General features: G+C 53.3%; 20 protein-coding genes. 5 read left to right on the top strand and 15 right to left on the bottom strand.

What is annotated here, in order from left to right; all coding sequences use genetic code 11:
- Nucleotides 1–2: 2 nt before the first annotated feature.
- The 10 genes from TW80_RS00980 to TW80_RS01025 all read right to left on the bottom strand — a co-directional run bounded on the left by TW80_RS00980 (nucleotide 3) and on the right by TW80_RS01025 (nucleotide 11,960).
- The gene (locus TW80_RS00980) at nucleotides 3–776 is read right to left on the bottom strand and encodes an ABC transporter permease (RefSeq protein WP_045995484.1); all 774 of its coding nucleotides are present in this window, start codon (nucleotides 774–776) and stop codon (nucleotides 3–5) included.
- Nucleotides 777–781: 5 nt separating this feature from the next.
- On the bottom strand, nucleotides 782–1,981 hold the full coding sequence (locus TW80_RS00985; protein ID WP_052700851.1) for a hypothetical protein: 1,200 nt from the start codon (nucleotides 1,979–1,981) through the stop codon (nucleotides 782–784).
- Entirely contained in the window at nucleotides 1,978–3,903 is a 1,926-nt protein-coding gene (locus tag TW80_RS00990) for a capsular polysaccharide biosynthesis protein (protein WP_045995531.1), read from the bottom strand. The genes TW80_RS00985 and TW80_RS00990 overlap by 4 nt, the downstream gene beginning before the upstream one ends.
- 225 nt (nucleotides 3,904–4,128) lie before the next feature.
- A complete protein-coding gene (locus TW80_RS00995; protein ID WP_052700853.1) occupies nucleotides 4,129–5,127 on the bottom strand; it encodes a KpsF/GutQ family sugar-phosphate isomerase in 999 nt (332 codons plus the stop codon).
- The gene (locus TW80_RS01000) at nucleotides 5,128–6,249 is read right to left on the bottom strand and encodes a polysaccharide biosynthesis/export family protein (protein ID WP_045995485.1); all 1,122 of its coding nucleotides are present in this window, start codon (nucleotides 6,247–6,249) and stop codon (nucleotides 5,128–5,130) included.
- Nucleotides 6,249–7,517, bottom strand: coding sequence for a capsular polysaccharide export protein, LipB/KpsS family (locus tag TW80_RS01005; protein ID WP_045995486.1), 1,269 nt, complete (start codon nucleotides 7,515–7,517; stop codon nucleotides 6,249–6,251). The genes TW80_RS01000 and TW80_RS01005 overlap by 1 nt, the downstream gene beginning before the upstream one ends.
- Nucleotides 7,518–8,141: 624 nt before the next feature.
- Nucleotides 8,142–9,185 carry a TRAP transporter substrate-binding protein gene (locus TW80_RS01010; RefSeq protein WP_052700854.1) on the bottom strand — a complete coding sequence of 348 codons (1,044 nt, stop codon included), beginning with the start codon at nucleotides 9,183–9,185 and terminating at the stop codon, nucleotides 8,142–8,144.
- Nucleotides 9,186–9,240: 55 nt separating this feature from the next.
- Nucleotides 9,241–10,431, bottom strand: coding sequence for an NAD(P)/FAD-dependent oxidoreductase (locus TW80_RS01015; protein WP_045995488.1), 1,191 nt, complete (start codon nucleotides 10,429–10,431; stop codon nucleotides 9,241–9,243).
- Nucleotide 10,432: 1 nt separating this feature from the next.
- Complete coding sequence (locus tag TW80_RS01020; protein WP_045995489.1) at nucleotides 10,433–10,756, bottom strand: 2Fe-2S iron-sulfur cluster-binding protein; 324 nt, start codon at nucleotides 10,754–10,756, stop codon at nucleotides 10,433–10,435.
- Between the two features lie 28 nt (nucleotides 10,757–10,784).
- Complete coding sequence (locus TW80_RS01025; RefSeq protein WP_084625691.1) at nucleotides 10,785–11,960, bottom strand: cytochrome P450; 1,176 nt, start codon at nucleotides 11,958–11,960, stop codon at nucleotides 10,785–10,787.
- A 120-nt stretch (nucleotides 11,961–12,080) separates the two neighbouring features.
- On the opposite strand from TW80_RS01025, the gene TW80_RS01030 reads away from it, so the two are divergent.
- Entirely contained in the window at nucleotides 12,081–12,983 is a 903-nt protein-coding gene (locus TW80_RS01030; RefSeq protein ID WP_045995490.1) for a LysR family transcriptional regulator, read from the top strand.
- Nucleotides 12,984–12,986: 3 nt separating this feature from the next.
- Here the strand turns inward: TW80_RS01030 and TW80_RS01035 are convergent, their stop codons facing one another.
- Nucleotides 12,987–14,186, bottom strand: a complete 1,200-nt coding sequence (locus tag TW80_RS01035) for an ROK family transcriptional regulator (protein ID WP_045995491.1) — start codon at nucleotides 14,184–14,186, stop codon at nucleotides 12,987–12,989.
- Between the two features lie 180 nt (nucleotides 14,187–14,366).
- Here TW80_RS01035 and TW80_RS01040 point away from each other — a divergent pair, with 180 nt between their 5' ends.
- The 3 genes from TW80_RS01040 (at nucleotide 14,367) to TW80_RS01050 (ending at nucleotide 17,303) form a co-directional block, all read left to right on the top strand.
- The gene (locus TW80_RS01040) at nucleotides 14,367–15,386 is read left to right on the top strand and encodes a sugar ABC transporter substrate-binding protein (RefSeq protein ID WP_045995492.1); all 1,020 of its coding nucleotides are present in this window, start codon (nucleotides 14,367–14,369) and stop codon (nucleotides 15,384–15,386) included.
- An 85-nt stretch (nucleotides 15,387–15,471) separates the two neighbouring features.
- Nucleotides 15,472–16,539 (top strand): ABC transporter permease, encoded by a 1,068-nt coding sequence (locus tag TW80_RS01045; RefSeq protein WP_045995493.1) that lies wholly within the window; start codon nucleotides 15,472–15,474, stop codon nucleotides 16,537–16,539.
- Nucleotides 16,539–17,303 carry an ATP-binding cassette domain-containing protein gene (locus TW80_RS01050; protein WP_045995494.1) on the top strand — a complete coding sequence of 255 codons (765 nt, stop codon included), beginning with the start codon at nucleotides 16,539–16,541 and terminating at the stop codon, nucleotides 17,301–17,303. The genes TW80_RS01045 and TW80_RS01050 overlap by 1 nt, the downstream gene beginning before the upstream one ends.
- A gap of 330 nt (nucleotides 17,304–17,633) precedes the next feature.
- Here TW80_RS01050 and TW80_RS01055 read toward each other — a convergent pair whose 3' ends face one another.
- The 4 genes from TW80_RS01055 to TW80_RS01070 all read right to left on the bottom strand — a co-directional run bounded on the left by TW80_RS01055 (nucleotide 17,634) and on the right by TW80_RS01070 (nucleotide 24,418).
- The gene (locus TW80_RS01055; RefSeq protein WP_045995495.1) at nucleotides 17,634–19,955 is read right to left on the bottom strand and encodes a TRAP transporter permease; all 2,322 of its coding nucleotides are present in this window, start codon (nucleotides 19,953–19,955) and stop codon (nucleotides 17,634–17,636) included.
- A gap of 107 nt (nucleotides 19,956–20,062) precedes the next feature.
- Complete coding sequence (locus tag TW80_RS01060) at nucleotides 20,063–21,040, bottom strand: TAXI family TRAP transporter solute-binding subunit (protein ID WP_045995496.1); 978 nt, start codon at nucleotides 21,038–21,040, stop codon at nucleotides 20,063–20,065.
- Between the two features lie 220 nt (nucleotides 21,041–21,260).
- On the bottom strand, nucleotides 21,261–22,592 hold the full coding sequence (locus tag TW80_RS01065; protein WP_045995497.1) for a sigma-54-dependent transcriptional regulator: 1,332 nt from the start codon (nucleotides 22,590–22,592) through the stop codon (nucleotides 21,261–21,263).
- The gene (locus tag TW80_RS01070) at nucleotides 22,589–24,418 is read right to left on the bottom strand and encodes a sensor histidine kinase (RefSeq protein ID WP_162197142.1); all 1,830 of its coding nucleotides are present in this window, start codon (nucleotides 24,416–24,418) and stop codon (nucleotides 22,589–22,591) included. Before TW80_RS01070 ends, TW80_RS01065 begins: the two co-directional genes overlap by 4 nt.
- Before the next feature lie 148 nt (nucleotides 24,419–24,566).
- Here TW80_RS01070 and TW80_RS18245 point away from each other — a divergent pair.
- The coding region (locus tag TW80_RS18245; protein ID WP_204218459.1) for a hypothetical protein at nucleotides 24,567–24,759 on the top strand (193 nt) is incomplete at its 3' end.

Below are 24,759 nucleotides of genomic sequence, written 5' to 3' on the forward strand. Positions count from 1 at the left end.
GATTAGAACCTCGACCGACGGAAAAGCCGTTCGCCAGCGAGGCCAAACAGAAACAAGATAGTGGCAACGATCAAAGGATAGTACACATTCAAGATGCTTGAGTTGTAGTTAGAATAGAAACCATACCGGAACCATTCGACCAAATGTAACACTGGGTTCCACTGCAGGACCGTCTGGGCCGTTTGGGGCAGTTGGCTCGGCACATAGAAAATGCCCGAGATAAAGAACAAGGGCCGCGTCAGAACCTTTTCAATTTGCATCCATGTATCCCATAACGACGCAATCACGGCGTTCACGGTGCCATATCCCAAACCTAAATACGCCGTTGCACAGAACACCATGACTAAATGCTCGGGATGCACGGGCAGCTCTGCCATCCCGACCAAGATCAAACACGAATAAAAAATCAGCATGATCACAAAATATGTCGCCGAGATAAGCAATGTGCGCGCCAGAATGGTGTCGACATCTTTGATAATCGGATAGGTCAGTAGAGCCCTGTTTGCATCAAAGACCGTCATCAATTTTCCGGAGATTTCAGTAAAAAACTGAAGCGTCAGAATCCCCGTCGCAAAGAAGAGCGCCAAACTTGACCCGAACGGCGCGTGACGCCCAATCAGTGAAAACAAAATCACCAAGACTGCAACGCTGGCAGTCGGGGTAATGACCGCCCAGGCATAGCCAAATGATGACGTCCCAAAGGTCGCGCGGGTTTCGCGCAAAACAAGGCTAAGAATGACCCGAAGCTGCAGAGTCAGCAGTTCGGCTGTGTTCATCTGCCTCACGTCAGGTGATCCCTCACTGAATAGGTCAGCAGCGTGCCAATGCCCCAAATCGCGAACAGCATAAAGCTCGCGAGGAAGATGTTGCGTTCTCGTCTAGGGTATTCGGATTTTTCCGGTGTTTGTGGCCTTACGTGGACAGCAAGATAGCGTTGCTGCCGATCCGCATCGCGGCGTGCCTGCTCAAGTGAATTCAACGCCGACGCATAGGATTGTTCCGCAAGCCGCCGTTCGACATCTAGCGTTTCAAATGCCGCGAGCTGTTCGCTCACACCTGATGCGCCTGTCTCGTCGATGAGGGCACCACCGATTTCGAGACGCCGCGCGTCAATCTGTTCTGACAATGCCTCGGCCTGGCGCCGCAATGCCACAAGGCTCGGCGCATTTTCATCCAGGGATTCACGCTGCGCAGCAATACGCGCATTGATGTCGATCAACCGCGACTCCAACTCTGACAAAAGCTGAATTTCCAGAGCCGCACTCGCTGTGGGGTCAACAGATTTTTCAGAATTGCGGAATTCCCTGATCCGCTCCAATGACTCGCGCAGACGTGTTTCTTGCAAGGCCACTTCTTCGCGCGCAAAGCTAAGCGCGTCTTGGCGCGCAGATGCCGAAAGCTCATTTACGAGCGCTTGGGTCAGTTCCAATACTGCCGCGCCGATTTGTTGCGCATGTTCTGGGCTTACTGATTGTACTTCGAACTCAATAATCCCAGAGGTCGGGTCAGATTGGGTATGAATGCGGCGGTTCCAAAATTCGACGAAGTCCTCGATCGGAGCGTCCGCAGGAAGGCGACTGAGGAAATCAATGTCCGGATCAGAAAAGACCTCGCGCAGGTTCAAGCGCGCGTCGACATCTTCGAGCAAGCGACGGCTTTCGAGGTAATCAAGTACAACATATGTATCGGCTGTCGTGGAACCTGAACTGGCCAAGCCGGTGAGCGCGCCCAACCCGTCCAGACCACCGTTTACTTCGATACCCCGAATAGAAAAACCGGCCCGCGCTGCATATCTGTCGGTCGCAACCGCTGTGTAATAATAGGTCACCAAACCGATTGGGATCAAAACCAACATTACGAAAGACGCCCACAGCTTATTGCGTCGTTTCCGTTGCAAACGTGCTGATTGGGACATTTGTTTTTCCGTACGGCCCAGAGAAACAACCTTTTGAGGTGTTTCCGCCGGCGTTGCATCAGTCATTTCTTCGCGCCTCTTAACTTAAGCACCGATACTATAAGCAATCTACGCAACTTGCGATACCAGTTCGCATCCGACTGATTTTCACGCTGTTTTGCCAGTATTTCCAACGCACGTTCGGGACCGACAAAGCAGTTCGCATCAAAATCAAAATACCGGGGGTACGCAATCAGGGCACCGTAAATCAGCTCTTGGAGTGATAGCTTTCGTTTGCGACGATCGCACAGCAGCATGTCAGTCGTCAGGCCCCAACCCGCGTAAAATGGAATACCGTGACAAGTTACTGGAATTTCACGCAACAGCGCCTCAAACCCCATGAGCGATGTCATCGTGTGCAGGGCGTCAATCTGCCCTAGCAAATGATCGGGCGCGACATTGTCGCGTAGGATTTCATCGCAATAGGCCGACGCCTCATCAATATTACGTCCCAGATCGCGCAGTCCGGCCAAAACATCTGGATGCGGTTTATAGACGATGTAAGCGTCAGGCTCTTGCGCGCGCGTTTGCTGTAGTAATGCGATGTCCGTCTTTACCTTTGGCGAACCAAAGGCCAGTGAAGCGTCAGATTCAACCTGTCCAACGACCAAGATAACGGGCTTTGTCGTGTCGGGACGTCGCCAATTTTGATCGCCCGTATTGTATTTGCTAATCCCGGATTCAACGATCAGCTCGCGCAATCGACCCGCCCGCGCCTGCTGATCCGTGTTCAACTGAATAAGGTTGAGCATGTTTTCCAGATCAGATGGGCCTGTCGCATCGTAGTAGATTCCACACCGATCAACGACGAGCGACATAGGTGGAATCAAATCCGCACCAAGCCCAGCCGAGCGCAGAAAACCATCCTCAATCCGCAGAACCGATGCGGCCGAATCCGGTGCATCTGTTCGCCCCCAGATCGCGACATTTGCATTAGGCTTTGCATGTTTCGCGAAACTCACATCTGAGCCAGCCAGAAACTTGGGAATAAAGCCGCGCTTCCAAATTGAGAAACCAACAGCCGTGATTTCCTCCGGCAACCCAAGACGCAAACGCCTTTGCTCTGCCACATGTGCAATGGCCTGCTCGGGCTCCCATGATGCTTTAGACGATGGATCGACATATTCTGGATATGCTACCAAAGCTGCGTGAACCAGTTGTTCAAGGCTCGCCCGGCCGCGTCGATCTGGCGCGATCTGATCATCCTGCGTCAACCCCCAGCCGGCGTAGAATGGCATACCAAACACGTGAACTGGCTTGCCCCAGATCAACGCCTCAAACCCAACCTGAGAAGTTACCGCATAGATGGATTGCGCCCCTTCGATCAATGAGATGGGATGGCAATTCTCGGCGACCACGTGCACGCGTTCCATTTTACCCAACTTGACCGGATCAAAATGGCTCTTGGCGGCATTGGTATAAACGTCGGGATGCAGCTTTACCACGATATCAGAATTCGGATTGTCCTCTTGCGCACGGGCGAGCATTCGCTCGAAGCTCTCCGCACTTGCGGCGCCATAATTGATCGACATATCGCCGCGAACCTGATCAATCACCAGCACGTATTTTTTAGGCAGTTCACGCGAAAGTTCTGGGGCAGCATTGTATTTTGAGACTCGCCCTTCACGCCAAAGCTGCATGATTTTACGTGCACGATCCGCTTGAACTGGGGTGATGTCAGATGAAATGAGTTGCTCTAACCGCGAAAGTTTAGAGGCATCATAGTGCACCCCCATATCGTCGATAACAACCGATAGTGACCGGTCCTGCCGTCCGACTGATCGAAGAAATCCATCTTCGAGCAGAAGGAATTTAGCCCCATGTGACTGTGCAATCTCAACAGCGCGCCGCCCAGACCATTTCCGACCCCATCCGACGAATTTGTCGGCGTTGGATCCGAGAATTCCAATCGAATAGCCCGGACGTTCCCCTAAGATATGTCGGACCATAGGATTGTCACATAGATCTAATGACGCCGACAATACGTTATTGTTCCGAACGCAAATGCGCATTGTCACCAGGCGAACCCACTGGCCTGCCTTTTTGATGCACCGTACTGGCCCAAACACAAAGCGTGGTACTTTGATCATACCGAACCATGCCTCGTATCGACTAAGAAATGCTTCATCATCTACCAGCTTTTCGTACCAAACGCCGAACTGGCGATAGCGGCCTTATTCCTCTACGCCTGCGCGTAGGCAGTCATGAATATGCAAGAGACCACATAGACGGTCTGCCTCATCGACAATCACAACAGCCGTGATCGACTTACTGCTCATGAATTGCAGCGCAGAAGAGGCTGGCTCATCAGCAGTCATTGTTTTTGGCTTGCCCGCAATAATGTCTCGGGCGCAGGATGCCCAAAGCCGCGATACATTTCGACGCATATCACCGTCAGTAATCAGGCCTTTAATCGTACCATCAGCATTGCAAACGATCGCGGCCCCAAATCCCTTCTCAGACATGGTGATGACCACTTCTTGCATCGGCAGATCGGGATCAACGATAGGCAGAGCGTCGCCGTGATGCATAAGGTCGCCCACGGTCAACAGTCGTGCACCCAGCTTGCCGCCGGGGTGGTAACGCCGAAAATCTTGCGGCTGCGTCTTTGAAAGATGGCTCACCCCAACTGCGATCGCGTCGCCAATCGCCAGCGCAATTGTTGTCGATGTTGTTGGAGCAAGGCCGTTAACACAAGCCTCTTCGACGCGACCGTGCGCGATCACAATATCACTGGCTTTACCAAGGGTGCTATCATTCGTCGCCGTAATCCCAATAACCGGGATTTTATATTCACGACAATATGTGAGCATGTCGCCCAATTCAGTAGTCTCACCTGAATTTGAAAGGACAAGCACAACGCTGTCGTCATGAATGATCCCTAGATCGCCATGACTTGCCTCTGCTGCGTGCAGGAACACAGATTGCCGCCCCAGCGACCGAAATGTAGATGCGATTTTGCGCCCGATATGACCGCTCTTGCCCACGCCGGCGACCACAACTGGTCCGGTTGCGGAATAGATCATTTCAACAGCGGCATGCATGCTCTCGGGCGGGTTATCGGCCAGCGCCAAAAGGGCGCGCGCTTCTGTCCGGAGCGATTTTTGCACCACTGTATTCAGAGCTAAATCAGCATCAGACAGGTCACGCACAATTTGAACCGGATCAGCCATCTAAAGCCCCAACCCTTGAACACTATTTGCGCTGTTGACAACGGGAGACAGCAGAGTCGAAATAAACTTGCGGAACTCGCTTGCGTCAGCCGTTGCGACATAGACAATATCACTGTCATCCAGCTTGAACTGATCGGCCAGCAAAAATGCGTCCGCACGCGCAAAATCAACCCGATAGGCAACGGGTAATTCGCCAGCAATCTGTGCGCGCCGGAACACAAACACCGAATGCGGTTCCGCTTGCATGTCATTCAGTCCACCAACCTCTGCCAGCAAATCAGACAACGACGGGTGATCAATGTTCAGATTGGTATTCCCAGTGCGTGCAACCGCGCCGTAAACCGCGTAACGCCGCGGGCGATGCGTCACTTGTACGGTATCACCAGGCAGGATGACGATGTTGTTTGCAGAGTGACCCGAAAGTAAATCCATCCAAATGCGCCCAGAGTGGGCGCCACGGGAAACTGTGATTTCGGTCTCCCAAGTTGGATGCGCCACCCCACCCATCTGCGCAAGTAAAGCTAAGAGCTTGATCCCGTTCGCAGGAATATCCGCGCGACCAGAGGACCGCAGATCACCCAATATCGTCACCGTACGTGCAGATGTTTCTGCTATGCGCACATTGATTTCGGGATCAATCGCCTGACCTTGGTATTTTTCGAGCAATACACGACGCACACCAGCGGTGGTCAACCCGGCCACATGAATGCGCCCAGCGTAAGGAACCTCGATCGTACCTGCGTTGGACACTTGGAATGACAAAACGGTTTCGCGCTGCCCCGAGGCTGCAAAAAGCCCGTCATTTGCAGTCTCCCAGATCCGTAGCTCCAACACATCTGAAACCGAAATGCGTTCATGGTCAGTCAGGTACCCTTGGGCGCGAAACTGGTTCGGAAATCCCCCACCACGATGACGGAAAGTCGGCAATGTTGTCGTGGACACATTCACCAATCGAAAGGGTGTTACCGTTTCACCTGCATCGACTTCGTGGCGCGCAGCTGCAACAATATCGTCCGACGAAGGACCGAAAGCCGGCAGCGCAGCGCAGGCCGACAAAATGACTGCTACGGCGCAAAGAGCCATTCGGCGGACGCCAGATAAGGCGACGAAAAGCAACGGCATCAAAAAGTTCCTGTCTCTATCTTCTCAATCGATAGGCTTTTGACAAGCTTATCCGATATCTCATCTACAGCAACTTTGCGCCCTTTGGCATTATAAAAGTCCCCGGGCAACAATGCCTGAACTCTTACAGCGCGGATAAACATTTCAATGGTATCTTTGCATTTCACCCTACGCTGAGCCATGAATTGACGGATATCAGACGTCGTATCGCCAATAGTGACGAGGTCATCATGCCTGTATATCGCGTCACCGAGAACCAAAATTGGCACACGGTGATGAAGCGCAGAGAAGGCGGACGTGGAGTTAATCAAAACGACCCCGGCAGCATGATGCGTGATTTCACCAATGGCCCCTGCGTTGATAATCATCACGCGATCAAGCATCCCCAGCTTTTCTGCCGTCCGCAGAACATAGGCTCGTGTTCGCGCAACTTTGCGATCAAGTGGATGCATCTTGAATACGGCAAGCTCGTCGCTGCCGCTTTCTTTGAGTGCCCGCAAGGTTCGTTTGATCAGCTTCTCGTTCGACCAACCACGGGCCGCAAATCTCAACTGACTATCGCCCGGCGTTTGAAGTGGCACAAGGATGTATTTTCCACTGAGCGAGGTCTTCAGCCGTTTGATCTTTGTAAAGGCTTCATAGCGCGCAAAGGCGCGTGTTACCAAATGTTTCGCCCACGACCAGCTAAGCTGAACGACACCCTCGCGTCTACGATGGAACAGCAGTTCTTCGTCAGGCTCAGAGCGGAAATCGCGCTGCAAATAGTAGATTGTCGAAAGCAATCTCAGCGGAAATTGTGAGGCATTGATCTTGGCGGCTTCAGGAACAGGCCGTTCACAGTTTTCGTCCGGCGCCCATGTGCACAGAGGAGATGCACTATTGTTTCCCCCATCCTCACAGGTGATATAGCCGGAACGCAAATATCCCTCTTCAAGACAAACCACCCGCACATGGTGCGTCACTGCAATTTCTTTAGCGATCCGGTGGATTGGGCGCATCGCCCCAAACAGCACAATAAAATCTGGGCGGTCACGCTCTAATTCACGATGAAGCCAAAGGCCCCATTCATCAAGAGATCCGGCGAAGTGCAGACAGTTCTTGGCGTCGGCAAACGCACGATCACCAGCGTTAAACAAAACACGGCGAACAGCGACACCACGGCTTTGCAGCCCTAACTGGAGTTCGTGAAAGAACGGGCCTACTGGCCCCTGCAGCAAAAGAGCGCTTGGGGCACGAGAAATCTCTGGGGTCTGGACATAATGAAACATGCAGACCTCACCTCACCACGGTAGGAACCGCTGAATCATCACTTATGCAACACATTTGACGCTGCATGGCTTGGTACCCATTACAGTCGCTTTCATTGCGCTGGGGGCACGTCGCTTTGATGGCAGTTCTATTCACGGATAAGCTATTCCACACATATTCAAATTTGAACTTAGCGATATGTACACGCCAAAGTAGTTTCACATTTATCCTGTCAGACCGTTTACCGGTAAGGTGAATTTTCTCCACCTACTCCCACATACGTTTAAAAAATGCATCACATAAATGCATCCTGTTATATTTTCACCAAATGCTTGGTTTCTCAACCATGCTTGTGCACGAAAAATACACGTATTGCTACAGAAAGTAGCACAATCCTGAGCAGCAAGGTGAAACGACACGATTTCGCAACAGAAACTGGAGGCAAAAGGAGCCACGAGGTGTTCCGTAGCCAGTGTCGATGAACATCATACGAGCGGCGAAGACTCTTCGAATAACCCAATAAAAACATGGGAATTCTTAAATTAGTAGAAATCTGACATAAGAGAATTTGAATGTGATCTTGGCCTCTGCCATTCACATTCGCATGCTGACCGGAACCTCACGCGGTCCCGGTCAGCACTTGCTTAGCCTGCGTCTAGCAGTTCGTTTGCGCGCGCAAGAACCGCCGCGCCGTCGTGCCCCATGCCGTTGAGCTTTTCGATCCACTCTGCGTGGACAGGCTCTGCAATTTCGCGCCAGCGCGCGATTTCGGCGGCGTCGATTTCGCCGATCGTGTTGCCTTGGGCTTCTACAGCCGCCTTTCCGCGGGCTTCAAATTCGTCGAACTGGCGCCCGATCCGCTGGGACAGCGCCGCGCCCGAATGCGCGTCAATCACACCACGCAGATCATCGGAAAGATTCTCATAGGCAGCCTGATTCATCAGCATTGCAAATGTGTTCGCATAAAGCCCGCGCGCAGCAGGCGCTGGCGCTGAAGTAAACCCGGTAAGTTCTTGCAGCTTGAATGCTGGGACGATCTCATAAGGTAGGCAGCAACCGTCAATCACCCCATTCGAAAGCCCAACGACCATTTCGGTCACTGGGAAGAAAACAGTTTCAGCGCCAAGCATCTCAAGCATCTTACCCGTGGCCTGATTGGGCGCACGCAGCTTCAATCCCTGAAGATCATCAGCAGACTGGATCAAACCATCGCGTGTATGAAGTTTGCCACCGTCATGGGTATGGAAGGCCAGCGTCTTGATACCTGCGTAGTCCTCTTGGCCAAACTCCTCCATCAAGGTGTGCATTACGACAGAGGTCTTTTCGGCGTTTGTCACCATAAATGGCAGCGCTAGGGTTTCGGCAATTGGGAACCTGTCCGGAGTATAAACCGGCAAGGTCCAGGTGATATCACATATGCCCTGACGCACCTGATCAGGTAGCTGCGGGGGCTTGCCGCCCAACTGCATCGATGGGAACAATTGAATATCGATTGCGCCGGCAGATGCCTCGCGGATTTCATCGGCCCACGGTACAAAGAACTGCGCGTTCATAGGTGCTGGCGCAGGTAGCATGGAATGCAGGCGCAACGTGACTTCTGCTGCATGTACACGTGACAAAAGCGCGGGCGTCGCAAGCGCAGCCCCCGCGCCAGCCAGCACGGCTCTTCGATTTAGTTTGTGTTTCATAGGTTCCTCCCTGGGTTTTGTCCGGCTCTCCTCCAGCCGGTCTAAAGCATGTTAGTCATGCATTTTGCTTATCATATTGGCCCTGCACCTCTGCGTGACCAACGGAAAAATCTGCCAGCCAGAGCATCTCGCCCGACGACATAAGTTTACGCGCCTTCATATGCGCCTTGGCATTGTTGATGGTTTCGACGGCGGTCACACGGTGACCCTGCAACCGAATGATACAGCTATCATTCACTTGCACAGCGGCATCGGACGGATCTGCCAATCCTGCAATTTGCAGTTTCCAGTCGGCCTGATCCGACCAGAACCACGGGACAGCGCGGTAGGGGTCTGCATGACCTTGCGTAATACGTTTTGCAATCAAACGCGCATGATCTGTTGCGGCCTGTACGCTTTCGAGACGGATCAACCGGCCCGTCAGGGGATCAGGAAAAGAAGCGCAATCGCCCAGCGCTGATATCGTGGGGTCGGCTGTTAACAGATGTTCATCGACACATATGCCGTTATCCACATCAAGGCCGACCAAGCTGGCCAATTCTGTATTTGGAACCACGCCAGCCGCAAGCAGGATAAGATCACATTCTACCCTCTGACCAGAAGAGAGTGTGAACCCAGTTTTATCAATCTCAACGGCGCCATCACCCAACAGGATTTCGACACCAAGATCACGATGCTTTTGCGCAAAAAGCGCCGACATCTGTGTAGAAACAGCGCGCGCCATCAGACGTGGCGCAGCCTCGGCGACGGTCACTTCACACCCCATCGCGCGGGCGACAGCGGCGAATTCTAGGCCGATAAAGCCACCTCCGATGATCCCAATGCGCATGCCGGGACGCATACGTACCTTGAGCGCCTTTGCGTCGGCCAGATTGCGCAGACCAATAGTGTTTTGGACGCCAGGAATCGGCGGGCGAAGATTGCGCGAACCCGTAGCTAGGATCAGGTGGTCGTAGGCGATATGTTCTCCGTTGATCTCAACACGGGCATTGGCACGATCTATCGCGCGCACCCAACTGCCAAGCCGCAACGCAATGGCATTGTCTTGGTAAAACTGTGAAGGCCGCAAGGATAGCGACGGCGTCTCTGCGGATTTGAGATAGGCTTTGGATAGCGGTGGGCGCTGATAAGGGATTTCCGGCTCATCCCCGATCAGAGTAATATCGCCAGAGAACCCTTCTTGACGTAGGCTCGCTGCCGCTTGAAAGCCGCCCTGCCCAGCGCCAACGATCACAACGCGTTTCATCTTAGGACAGTTCCGCAGGCAACCGGATGACGAGCCCGTCTAAATCGGGGGTCACTTTGATCTGGCAAGTAAGCCGAGACGCATCCGTCACTTCGGTTTCGGCACATTCAAGCATATCGTCCTCGCCATCGCTTTTGGGGCCGGTTTGCGCGGACCAGTCGTCTTCGACGTAGCAGTGGCAGGTTGCGCACATCATGGCCCCGCCGCATTCAGCAAAAATGCCCGCGATATTATTGTTCAGCGCGGTCTGCATGACGCTGTCACCTTCGGTTGCCTGCACGGTTTGTGCCGCGCCGTCGGGTTGGATGAATGTGATAGACACCATGTTCTGCCCTTTCATTATTGTGCCGCAACTAGTCGAGATAGACCGGCAGATTAAGTGGACCGCGAAATCCGAACCCGCTCCAGATAACTTGCTCGGGATCAGGAAGCTGCATGTTTGGAAAGCGATCAAACAACATCGGCAACATGATATTGCCCAATGTACGGCGTGCGATTTGGGCACCCGCACAATGATGTGGACCACTGCCGAACGACTGATGCGGATGCTTATCGCGAAACACGTCAAAGCGTTCGCCATCGTCAAATATTGCCTCGTCCCGGTTGGCAGAGGCCTGAATCGTCATGACCGTTTCGCCCTTTGATACCCAAACATCCCCGATCTGCACATCTTGGGTCGTCCGGCGCCCAGAAACCTGAATAGGGGCAACCCAACGGATTCCTTCCTCAAAGGCATCCATCCATGCTTGTTCTTTCTTAACATGCTCAAGCTGGTCAGGATTTGTGAGCAAACCGTAAATAATCGTGGCCAAGGCATCGCGCGGTTCGTTAATTCCGCCCCCAATTGCGATTTTGATATTGGCGTACATCTGGCTCAGCGGAATCGGCTTGGCGGCGCGTAGCATCACCGAAAAGGCCGAATTATTCGGCTCCGCCTTGTGGCGGGGAATGATCCTTTCGAACAATGCGTTCATTTCCGCATTGGCTTCGTCAGATGCTGCAAACAGTTTCGGGTCCCGGCCAAAATTTCCCGCCCCATCGATCAAGCGCTGGGACCAACGTTGCATTTCATCGTCTGTGGCTTCTTCTAGGCCCAGCATGTGCGCAAGGATACGTGCAGCAACCGGCCCGCAGAGCGTCGAGAACAGATCAACAGTTTCGCCCCGTGGCAGTTGGGATACGTATCGTTCGGCGATTTCCTCATAGAGCGCGGCCCAGTCGGAGCGGATGACCTTGGGCGAAAACGATGGCTGCATTGCCATGCGTTCGGCACGATGCTCTGCCCCGTCTTTGCGCATCAGCGTATGGGCCTGAAATGCGGGCTTCATCGGGGTCATCGGATCATCAGAGCTGAACACCTCTGGGTTTTCTTTGATCCACTTTGTGTGCTCGGCCGTTGTGACAAAAATCCGATTGGTCTGGGCAACACGAACCACAGGGGTTTCGGCACGCATCTGTTTATAAATTGGATAAGGATCTTTGGTGAGATCGGCCAATGTCACCGTCTCATTGATTGGCAAATCCAGCACGCTGTCCCCCCCTATTGCGTACCGCGTCCCCTCCCTAGGTGCGGTTTTGACATGCAAGCCTGTGAACCGCTATCAATCAATACGATGGACTAGATCAGTGAAATCTAAAAAGTAGATGCAATGACCAAACCAGTTGATCCTTTCACGACTGATTTTCGCGCGCTTGAGATTTTAGTCAGCGTCTACCGAAACAATTCATTTACACGTGCAGCCGAAGATCTGGATATTAATCAATCAGTTGTCAGCTACACGATCGAGAAACTGCGTCAGGTTTTCAACGATCCGCTGTTCGCCCGCGAAGCGCGCAGCCTGATCGCGACCCCGCGCTGCGAAGAAGCAGTCACAGAAGCGATTGATTTACTGCAACGGTTTACGGAACTGACCGCAGAGCAAGATTTTGACCCCAAGCTTAGCGCCGGGTCGATCACAATCGCATGCAATTACTACGAGCGCGTCCTGATCATCCCTCATGTGGTGCATGCCCTGCGCGAACAAGCCCCCAATCTAAAGGTCGAGATCGTAGATTCATCCTATTTGGGCCATGACAGACTGCTTCGAATGGAAGCCGATTTGCTCATCGGACCGTTTCAAAAGCTGGGCGCAGCTTTCTACGGGCGTAAGCTTTATGATGATCAATACGTTTGCATGATGGATCCGGCACATCCGATGGCACATAAGTCACTTACGCTATGGGAATACCTGCCCTTGGATCACATCTACATCACCTATGGCGGTAAATGGAAATCGCGTTACATGCAGGTTCTCGAGGACGAAGGGCACAGGCTGTCTATCGCGATCAAAGTGCCAAGCCCGGCGGGTATTCAAAGCCTGATTGCCGGAACAAATCTGGTGGCAACCGTTCCCGAACGTCTGTCACGCGAAATCGGGAATCGCCTACATGTTACGCCCTGCCCGGTTGGGTCACCGATTGATATTCAGCTTGTTTGGACCAAACGGACTCGAAATTCACCGATGCACAAATGGGTCCGGGATTTGATCGCGCAGCAGTGCAAGATGCTCTGACCACTACAGAACCGAAACACCTGCGTTGGTATTCAGCAAAAACTGCGAGAAAATCGGCCCGCTGGCAGCGCCCAAGGCGCGGGCATTCCCGCCAATTGATCCCGCCTCAATCGCAGGTGGGATGAGCCCGCGCGTATCTTGTGTCGCAATGTAGCGGCGGACACGCTCAACTAATTCTTCGCGGATTTCTTCGGGGAATGACCCGTCGATCAAAATGGCTTCAAAGTCGATAACGGCACATGTTGATAGGCTCGCCTTTGCCAGTTCCTGTGCGGTTTGCCCCAGCCAAGGTTCGACATAGCGCATGATTTTGGACCAGTCCTGCGGGTTCTGCCAAATCATAGCGGGGTCCAGCTCGACCTCTTCAAGTCGTGTTTCAAGCAAATGGATCGACGCCATATCAACAAGCTGTTTGCTCTCGCCATGAGGGCCAATGCTACGCAGCGACCCAAGAGCCCCTGCATTGCCCTGACGGCCAGCAACCACAGAATGGTTCAAGACAATCCCGCCCCCGATAAAAGCGCCAACAAAGAAATAGGCGTAATCGGTGAAATCCTTGCCGCGTCCATAAACATGCTCTGCCTGACAGGCCGCAGTCGCATCATTGACCAATAATACGGGTAGATCGCTAAATCGCGAGATTTGCAGCGGAATGTTGATGTCTTTCCATGACAAAAACGATGGGGGTGTCTCTCCGACCGGGTCATCCCAGTTCCACATTTCAAACGGAGCAGCAACGCCGATGCCGCAGATACGCTTGACGATCTCTGGCGCGAGCGACGCCGAGATTTGCTCCATACTCTGCGACAGAAACCCGAACACCTCTTCTGGCGTTGGGAACGCATAGCTTATATGGCGTTGCGCGCGTACTTTGCCGGTAAAATCCATCAGCAATAGATCAGCAGACCGACGTCCAATTTTGAGCCCATAGGACAAAACCCCGTCAGGTGATAACCGCATGGGAACAGAGGGCTTTCCGACCTTTCCGCGTGTCGGTTCTCCGCGTACAAGCAAGCCATCATTTTCCAGCCGCTTTAGGATGGCTGAAACCGTCGGAGGCGAAAGTGAAGACAACCGCGCCAGATCGCTACCGGGTAGGTCGCCATGACGCTGAAGCAATGAAAGCAAAAGCCGTTCATTGTGGTTGCGTACACCCTTTTGACTCAGGCCCGCACTGAACGATTTAATGACTTTATGCTCCATCCCAGTCTTCATAGTCGTCTCTCCCGCAGGAAGGAATACATGAATTCTTTTAATAAATAAAGTTAACTAATTAATTGACAGCCAGATCAGAATAGCGTTGTTTATGGGCATTCACTTCGACGCGCTCGAAGCGAGGAGGAGAGGGTACACCTGTAAAAATTGCGTTTCTGGGAGGAAATGATGAAAAAACTTCTTATTGGCACGGCGCTTGCTGCGATCACATCTGCAACTGGCGCATTCGCCGAAGGTCACGGCACATCTGCTTGCCTTATCACCAAGACCGACACAAACCCATTCTTTGTCAAAATGCGCGAAGGTGCTGAAGCTGCCGCAGAGGCTGCTGGCATTACGCTACGTTCCTACGCAGGCAAAGTGGATGGCGACCACGAAACTCAGGTTGCTGCGATTGAAACATGCATCGCGGATGGTGCGTCAGGTATTTTGATCACGGCGTCTGATACGTCTTCGATCGTGGGTGCTGTGACCCAAGCACGCGATGCTGGCCTGCTGGTTATCGCGCTGGATACGCCGCTTGACCCCATCGACGCGGCTGACGCGACCTTTGCGACTGACAACTTCCTCGCGGGTGAACTGGTTGGCCAATGGGCAGCAGCTACGCTGGGTGACGATGCCGCAAATGCCAAAATCGCGATGCTTGATCTTGCCGTAAGCCAGCCAACCGTTGGCGTTCTGCGCGACCAAGGTTTCTTGCAAGGTTTCGGTATTGATCTGGGCGACCCGAACAAATGGGGCGACGAGACAGATCCACGGATCGTTGGCAATGATGTGACCGCCGGCAACGAAGAAGGCGGCCGCAAGGCGATGGAAAACTTGCTTGCTGTCGATCCAATGATCAACGTCGTCTACACAATCAACGAACCCGCAGCCGCAGGTGCCTATGAGGCGCTGAAATCCTTTGGCCGCGAAAACGACGTATTGATCGTGTCGGTCGATGGCGGCTGCCCAGGCGTTCAGAACGTCGCTGACGGTGTCATCGGCGCAACATCGCAGCAATACCCGCTGTTGATGGCATCCAAAGGCATCGAAGCGATCGCGGCATATGCGGCCGATGGTTCCCTACCCGAAAATACTCCGGGCAAGAACTTCTTTGACACAGGGGTTGCTCTGGTCACGGATCAGCCGGCTGATGGCGTCGAAAGCATCTCGGTCGCCGAAGGTACGGACCTGTGCTGGGGCTAAACCAACGCTGAGCTAAATTTGCGAGGGTGAGCATCTGCTTGCCCTCGCTTATCTATGCTAAATATCAAAAAAGGGGGACATCATCATGTCGGGTAATGCTGACAATTTTGAGGCCGCGGCCAAAGCCAAAAGCGCTGAGACCGTCGCGGAATTCACTGATACACGAAAAGGGTTTCTTGCGACCATTCAACATGTGTTGCACGTAAACCCAGCACTGGTACCGCTGTTCGTACTACTTGCATCGGTAATAGGTTTTGGCCTGCTGCTAGGGTCCAAGTTCTTTTCACCATTTGCGCTGACGCTCATCCTTCAGCAAGTTCAGATTGTCGGCATCGTAGCGGCAGCCCAAAGCCTTGTTATTCTGACAGCCGGGATCGACCTGTCTGTTGGTGCGATCATGGTATTGTCATCGGTGGTCATGGGACAATTCACATTCCGTTACGGGATCCCGGTCGAAGTCGCCGTGATGATTGGCCTATTGACCGGCGTCATCTGCGGCTACGTAAATGGCTGGCTGGTAGCGGTGATGAAGCTGCCACCGTTCATTGTCACATTAGGAATGTGGCAAATCGTATTGGCGAGCAACTTTCTCTATTCGGCGAATGAAACCATCCGCGCCCAAGACATCGAAACCAACGCCCCGCTCTTGCAGTTCTTTGCAACCAAGTTCCAAGTCGGTGGCGCTGTTCTGACCGTCGGAGTCATCTTTATGGTGCTCTTGATGCTGTTGCTGGCCTATGTGCTGAAACACACAGCATGGGGGCGGCACGTTTATGCTGTCGGGGATGACCCAGATGCGGCGCAGCTATCTGGTGTGAACGTCAAGCGGACCATCATTTCGGTCTATATGCTGTCAGGCCTGATTTGCGCGTTTGCCGGATGGGCATTGATTGGCCGGATCGGTTCGGTTTCTCCGACTTCTGGTCAACTGGCAAACATCGAATCCATTACTGCGGTGGTGATCGGGGGCATCTCTCTGTTTGGCGGACGTGGATCAATCCTGGGGACGCTATTTGGTGCATTGATCGTCGGTGTCTTTACGCTCGGCCTACGCCTAGCCGGAGCAGACGCCCAATGGACCTACCTATTGATTGGTGTGCTCATCATCGCGGCGGTTGCCGTCGACCAATGGATCAGAAAGGTATCAGCGTAATGGAACCCATTCTCAAAGCGCGCGGGCTAGTAAAGCGTTACGGCAAAGTAACCGCGCTCGACCATTGTGATTTTGACCTGTATCCCGGCGAGATCCTCGCGGTCATTGGTGACAACGGCGCGGGTAAATCATCCCTGATCAAGGCAATTTCTGGGGCTGTGACCCCTGATGAAGGCGAAGTCGAACTAGAAGGGCGCAAAGTCCAATTCTCCTCGCCAAATGACGCCCGGAAAGAGGGGATCGAAACCGTCTATCAGACCCTTGCGATGTCCCCTGCCCTGTCTATCGCCGACAATATGTTCATGGGACGCGAATTGCGCAAACCCGGCTTTCGCGGCAAGTGGCTGCGCCAACTTGATCGCCCCCGGATGGAACAGATCGCGCGTGACAAGCTCTCTGAGCTTGGCCTAATGACGATCCAAAACATCAATCAAGCGGTTGAGACACTATCTGGCGGCCAACGCCAAGGGGTCGCTGTCGCACGCGCGGCTGCCTTTGGTTCAAAAGTCATCATCCTGGATGAGCCTACAGCCGCGCTCGGCGTAAAGGAGTCGCGACGGGTGCTAGAGCTAATCCTCGACGTGCGTGCACGCGGCATCCCGATCATCCTGATCAGCCACAACATGCCCCACGTGTTTGAAGTCGCAGACCGAATTCACGTCCACCGACTGGGCAAACGGCTCTGTGTGATCGACCCCAAAGACTACACAATGTCAGACGCTGTAGCCTTCATGACTGGCGCAAAAGAACCGCCCACCCAATAAGCAAAAACCACGGCGTGCTCCTGACTGGGCGCGCCGTGGTCATGTTTTCAAACTCGTTTTTCTGTTTCTGATCGAATCTGATTACGCGAACCACTGTAATCGTTGGCCATTCGCACATATCGAATTGTTGATTTACGATTGGCACACTGTTGAAATCAGCGCGCACAGCGAATTTTCCAAATCATAATCTCGATGAAATCGACATAAGCCCGCATTGTCACGCGCTTTGGCAAATAAACCGCGTCCATCTGGCGTGGCTACATGAACATAGTCATGTGAAAAAACTTGGAGCGGCACAAGGCCGCTCCAAGGGTAGTATACTGAACCAGATCAGTCCGCGCCTTTCACCGGAACTGCTGGGTTGCCAGTTGGGCGTACGACACGTTGGATCATCACCGTCACACCGGTAATGGCCAGACCAATGATATCGGTCACCCACCCGCCTGAAATCATGCACAGGGCCGCAGCGATCAGCGCCACACGTAGATACCACACAGCCCGAGAGCCGATGAACCAACCTTGCACACCAGAAGAGAGCAGGAACACACCAAAGACAGATGTGATACCAGCACGTGCCACTTCCAACACTGTACCTTCCATGAGGATGGACGAGTTATAGAAGAACATGAATGGCACGATGAAGGCTGCAATACCGACCTTAAAGGACGCGACTGAGGTCTCCATTGGGTTGGCCCCCGAAATACCCGCAGCGGCATAACTTGCCAGTGCAACAGGAGGCGTAATTGCAGACACCACTGCAAAGTAGAACACAAAGAAGTGCGCTGTCAGTTGTGGAATGCCCAATTGTACCAGACCTGGTGCGACGACAGATGCGGCAACAGCATAGGCTGCTGTTGTCGGCATACCCATTCCAAGCAGGATCGCGATGCACATCGCAAAGAACAATGCCAAGAGCTGAGACGCCGCCGCAAGATCAAGCAATACGCTAGAGAACCGCGCACCCACACCAGTAAGCGAGATGACACCCACAATAATACCTGCACATGCACATACAGCGATAATCTGAATGGACATGACACCAGCCAATTCAAACGCCTTGAGGATATCACGCGGCCCCATACCGGCCACGTTCTCATTCGCGACCAAATTGGGTGAAACTCTGCACAACAGCACTGGGATCCAGGACACAACAGCCGCCGCGATGGTCGCCAAAGTACCCGCGCGGATAACAGAATAGCCCATAAACAGTGTCGCAATCAGGATCAAAATGGGTACGAACAGATAGACCTGTCGCGCCATCTTGGCGAGCTTCGGCAACTCATCCTCGCGCATGCCGCGCATCCCGAGCTTCGCTGCCTCAAAGTCGACCATGAAGTAGATCGAGGCGAAGTAAAGGATCGCAGGAATGATCGCAGCGATTGCGATATCCTGATACGGAATGCCCGTGATCTCGGCCATAATAAAGGCACCAGCCCCCATGATCGGCGGCATGATCTGACCACCTGTCGAGGCAGCAGCCTCGACCGCGCCAGAAGTCTTGCGGTCATAGCCTACGCGCTTCATCAATGGGATGGTAAGCGAACCTGTTGCCACCACGTTCCCGGCTGAGGTGCCGTTAATCATGCCCATCAAGCCAGAGGCAAAAATTGCCACCTTTGCAGGTCCACCGCGCGCACGACCGGCCGCAGCAAACGCAAAGTTGACAAAGTAGTCACCGACTTTCGAAGCCTGCAAGAAGGCCGCAAAAATAATGAACAGGATGATGTAGGTCGACGACACTGCCGTGGTTGGCCCAAGGATACCCGCATCCGAGTAAACATGACCAAAGAAACGCTGCCACGTGTATGCGTTCTGCACGGCCAGAATTCCCGGCAGCAGGTGTGCAGTAAATGTGTACAGCAAGAACACGCCAGTGATCACCACAAGCGCAAGACCTGCAACACGGCGCGTTAGTTCTAGGATCAATGCGGCACCAGCCGTCGCCGCAAAGGCGATACCGATTGGCACGAATGACGTCCCGACAGAGTTGCGCGCAGCAGTACCGTAAATCGAAACGAGGTAGATTGCCGCAATAAGACCGCAGACCGCCATGACCATGTCAGACACGGCCACCTTTGAACGTCCCCGGTCCTCGAACCAGCCCACGACCAGCGCACCGAATGTCGCAACAAGCAGTGGCAGGCCAAAGTGATAGACCTCGCTCTGATAGAGATCCGTGCCTGGGAATGATGCCCAAGTCGTCAACCCGCCCATTTCAGGTAGCGTTCCAGACCCAATAAGGGATGAAAATGACAGAGCGGTGTAGCCTGCATACAGCGCGGGCAAAGCCAACAAGGCTGACGCCATGGTCAGGGCCTTGGTATTTCGTTCTGAACCCTCGTCCTTGAACGAACGCGGAGCGAACAACACAAACCCAAGCGCCAAGGCACCCGCAATGTGAATAATACGGAAATTCCACGTCTCAAGCGGGAAGTTTGGCAACAGCGGAATTTCAACGCCGGTCCATTCGGAAATCGATACCCCGTTCAGCGCCACCATGTGAAACCCAGCATAGACCAACGCAATGGTGGCCATGAACCAGGCCATCCGACCTTCGAATAGGCGTCGATTGCTTTCAACCGGCTCCTCGTCAACGCCTTCAGCGAGGATTGGTTCGTCAATTTCTAGGTCTTCAGATGCTCTGTCTGTCATGATGGTTCTCACATGTCAGGATGCCGACTTCGGCAGCTATAGGGGTATATAAAGCGCGCTCCGTAACGAGACGGAGCGCGCAATATGTTCAACGATGTTGGAGCGGTTTATCCGCCGAACACCATGTCGGCAGCGATTTCTGCGCCAGCGTTCTCAGTGAACCACTGCGCAGCGCCTGGGTGCCACTGCAATGTACCGTTCTTGTCCCAGTTTTCAGGCAATGTAGAACGGGCTGCACGGTGGATGCCCTGCATGCGCTCATTGTCGGACATGATCACGTCGACAACTTCGTAAACGAAGCTAGCAGGCAGGTCGCAGTTTGCGATAGCAAAGTTCCACATAGAAACGGACTGAGCATCCTCGGTCATGGTTTCGTAGGTGTCAGCAGCGATGGTGAACGGCGCGACTGGGAAAGCTTCCAGAATTGTCGCCTGCTCTTCTTCTGTGAAAGTGATGAAGTTCACTTCTGTCTGAACTTCGAGTTGGCTAACGGCAGGGGTTGGAACGCCTGCAGCAAATGCGATCACGTCCAACAGGCCATCTTGAAGCTGTGTGCCCAAGTCATTCCAGCCACCGTTGCGGCGTTCGAATTCTACGCCCAACTCTTCCATCATACGTGGGAAGTAAGTGTCAGAGGTTGAACCAGCAGGGCCAAATCCGATCTTTGCACCAGCAGGGATGTCAGAGATCGACGCAATGCCGGACGATGTCAGCGTGGTGACAGCGAATGGCGTTTGGTACATTGGGAACATGGCGCATGTGTTGGTCATCTGAAGACCAGGTGCAATTGGGTTGGTACCCTGCAGAGACTCAGCAGCCGGACCCATTGTGGTCATGCCGAACTGAACTTCGCCAGTGTGCACCAAAGCCATGTTTTGCATTGGGCCGCCGGTGACTTCGCCGCCACCTGGAATACCCAGTTCGTCTGCAACAAGGTTCGCCCAGCCAGAACCATACGCAAAGTAAGTACCGCCTTGAGACGCGGTGCCAACGGTAAAGCTCTCTGGCCAACCGTCGCGATCTTGGGCCATAACAGGTGCAGCAATGGATGCCGCGACCAAGGCAGCAATAGAAATGGTCTTCATGATGTCCTCCCACACGCGCAGCGTCTTGCTGTGCGTTTCAAGTTGAAAAGGTGCCTTTCCTCAAAGGCAGCGAGACGTTTGAAGAAGAATACAAAAGTCGAAAGGCTTCTTGCCTAGAAAAAGTAGGACCACGTCGAAAAAACTTCACCCGATGCGCATCTTTGGTGACTCCGCAGGAAAATGCTGTGCGGATATCCGCCCATCTCAGCAGGTGGCCTGATTAGTCGGTATAGTCTTCGCGCACGAGATCATACCGCTGCATTTTCTCATAAAGCGACCTCCGTGACAGCCCTAGGGATTCGTAGGTCTCTTTTAGGCGCCCTCCATTGGCCGAAATCGCGGCCGCGATAAGGGCCTTTTCATGGGCGGCCATACGTTGGGATAATGTGTCAGCCGTAGCGCCTGCCGCACCCAATGCGGACGACAACCCCAACACAAAACGCTCTGCCTCGTTGCGGAGCTCACGCACGTTGCCCGGCCAATCGCGTGCGGCCAGCGCGTTAAGGTGATCAACCGGAATCTCGGGCAGTGTCAGTCCATTTTTATCGGCAACCTCAGCTGCAAGCAGCAAGAACAAGCCTGGAATATCTTCGCGTCGGTCGTTCAGACGCGGCATCTGGAGCGTCGCCACATTAAGCCGATACAGTAGGTCAGCGCGGAACCTGCCTTCGGCCACCGCAGTTTCCAGATCGGATTTAGCGAGCGCGACCACCCGGATATCTAGATTGAATTGCTCATTCGACCCCAGCCGCGTGAGTGTGCGGTTGTGGAGCACGTCAAGCAACTTCGCCTGCAGCGGAAGCGGCAACAGATCTATTTCATCAAGACAGAGTGTACCCCGACGGGCATGTTCCAGTTTGCCAACACGCGCACGGACAGCGCCCGGAAACGCACCAATTTCATGACCGAACAATTCGCTTTCGATCAACGCGTCGGGCAGCGCCGCGCAATTGATGTGAACAAATGGCCCGGCGCTGCGGGCGCTTTCACGATGGAGCAGCCGAGCAGCGACTTCTTTGCCAGTGCCAGTATCCCCGGTAATTAGCACATCCACATCGGTTTGCGTTACGGCAGTCAGGGCCTGATGCAAACGCTGCATCGGCGCACTGCGCCCATAAAGCGTCTTTGTAACCACTTTGCTTTGTTTGACCTGCCCCAAGAGCCTCCGGTTCTCGAGACACAGACGCCGCTTTTCTGCAGCGCGATTAACGCTTGCAACCAATCGCTCAGGCGACCACGGTTTTTCGATAAAGTCATACGCACCTGATTTGATGCAATTCACGGCAACATCGACATCCCCATGGCCCGTTGCCATTATGACGGGGATATCTGGATCGATCAGCATCACCCGTCGAAGCAGCTCGATACCGTCCATTTCTGGCATCCTGATATCTGTCAGCACGACACCGTCAAAATCTGCATCCAACTGTTTCAACAAAGGGGCCGCCCGATCAAAGCTGGTAACTTCGATATCCGCAAAGGCCAGCGACTGTGTTGTCGCTTTGCGCAAATGTTCTTCGTCATCTGCAAATAGAACGTGATGTTGCATCATGTGAGCGCCTCATTGGGGTGTGCGAAGCCAGGCTTTCTGAGTGTCACCGTAAAAATTGCCCCACGCACCGGATGGTTGGCAACCTTCAGGGCGCCGCCAAAATCGTTAATAATGTTCTGAGAGATCGACATGCCAAGTCCCATTCCGCTCCCCGAAGACTTTGTTGTATAGAACGCATCGAATACCAGCTCGAGAATTTCGTCCGCAACTCCATGCCCATAGTCGCGCATGTGAATGTCCACTTCGGCTTCTCGTTCTTCGATCCCTAGCTCGATCAGCGGTTTCGGGTCTTGTGACATGGCTTCCAGCGCGTTTGTGACCATATTCACCAACACTTGTTGCAAACGCAATTTACCACCCAGAGCCAATATCGGCGCATTGGGTCGATCAAACCGCACCTCAGCATGGCAAGATCGGAGCTGCGGACCAACAATCCCCAATGTTTCGTCAATCACCTCTGCAACGTCGATCACGCGCAACTTGTCACCAGGCTGCCGCGCAAAATTGCGCAAATGATGAGAAATATCAGTAATCCGGTCTGTCATTTGACCAATGATATCGACGTTTTCCCGCGCTTCATCCAACTGGTTTCGCGCCATAAATTCCGAAGCATTCGCGGCGTAGCTCTTAATTGCGCCGAGGGGCTGATTGATCTCATGCGAAATGGCAGCCGACATTTGCCCCAACGCCGCTAGTTTGCCAGCTTGCACGAGTTCCTTTTGGCTCTTACGCAACAGATCCTCTGTGGCGCGCCTCTCGGTCACTTCTTGTTGCAGGTTCGCATTCGCGGCGTTGAGATCGACAGTGCGCTCTTGAACCTTGGCCTCTAACATTTCGCGTTGCTGTCGTTCAAATTGCATGAGTTGCAGCGCGTTGGTACGGCGTTGCCAAAAAACGAGGATCGCCAAGATGGCTGCGACAGCGGCAAACCCTGCAAGCAACAATGTACGTATAACCTGCTGTTGCACTGTCTCCACAGGTGTCAAAACGATGCCATGCCATCCGGCCAATGACAGTGGTCGACTGTTCGCGAGGTACGCATAAGGCACGCCATTCAAAGCGAGCTTAAGCTGTACCGCCTCTTGACCAATCGCATCCGTCGCAACATTCAGCGGCGCCAGTTCATTCACCGGGAACTGCCTTGTCGCGATGATATTCTGCCGGACATCAGGCGACAAAGGAGCAAGTGAACGCAGTCGAAAATCGGCACGGCTACTCATAAAGATAATTCCGTTTTCATCCGCCATGATAATGTCACGCCCTAGATCATGCCACTCCCGCTCGATCGTGTCAGCCGGCAGTTTCACCGTAACCACGCCAACGATCTCGACCCCATCCAGCACTGGCGCGGAAAAGAAGAAGCCGCGCTCCCCGGATGTTGTCCCCAATGCGTGGAACATTGATGTTTCGCCAGAGATCGCCTCAGAAAAATATGGCCGAAAAGAAAAATTACGCCCCAAGAAGCTATCTTCGTCGCGATAGTTACTGGTTGCAATCGTCTGTCCGGTTAACCCCATCAAGTAAACTTCAGAGGCCCCGATAGATAGAGCAATCTGCCTAAGTTTCTCGTTCAAATAAGGTGTATTCCCATCGGGACCATTCTTGCCCAGTAGCTGTTGAAACGCGGGATCACTGGCAATCAATGTTGGGATCGGTTGAAAACGACCGATCGCTTGATCCACAGCTTCGACAACCAATCCAAGAGTAGCCTTAGCCTCATTCTGAGCACGTCCCATGTAGTAGTGAGCAGCCCACTGGTAAGCCTGATAAAACGCAAGACTCGCGACCATACATATAATGAGGATTGGTTTCCAAAATCCTTTCAAGTTTTATTCTCCATTGCGGGATCATTCAGGCGTACGCAGATGAGATACCGCAACAGCACGTCAACATAAATGGAGCTAATGAATTGGAATCGCCAGCACCCCAAACCTTGGCTTCACCGGCTCCACCACCTGCAGCGCAAAGCGTACAATGTCAGCGCCCCAAAAACATGCGGGAAATTTGTCGAACCAGCGCGAGACAGATACCGCAATTTGGAGAGGTGACCCCCGATTCAATCTCGGTTACGGTTTATTTGTTTTGGCAGACTGGCGTAAAACAAGAAGAGTTGGCATTCATGGAAAATTCCATACCATCCTGCCCACGGCAAATCTCAAGCCATTGC

It is taken from the genome of Loktanella sp. S4079, assembly GCF_000967725.1.
In the GTDB taxonomy this organism is placed as follows: domain Bacteria; phylum Pseudomonadota; class Alphaproteobacteria; order Rhodobacterales; family Rhodobacteraceae; genus Yoonia.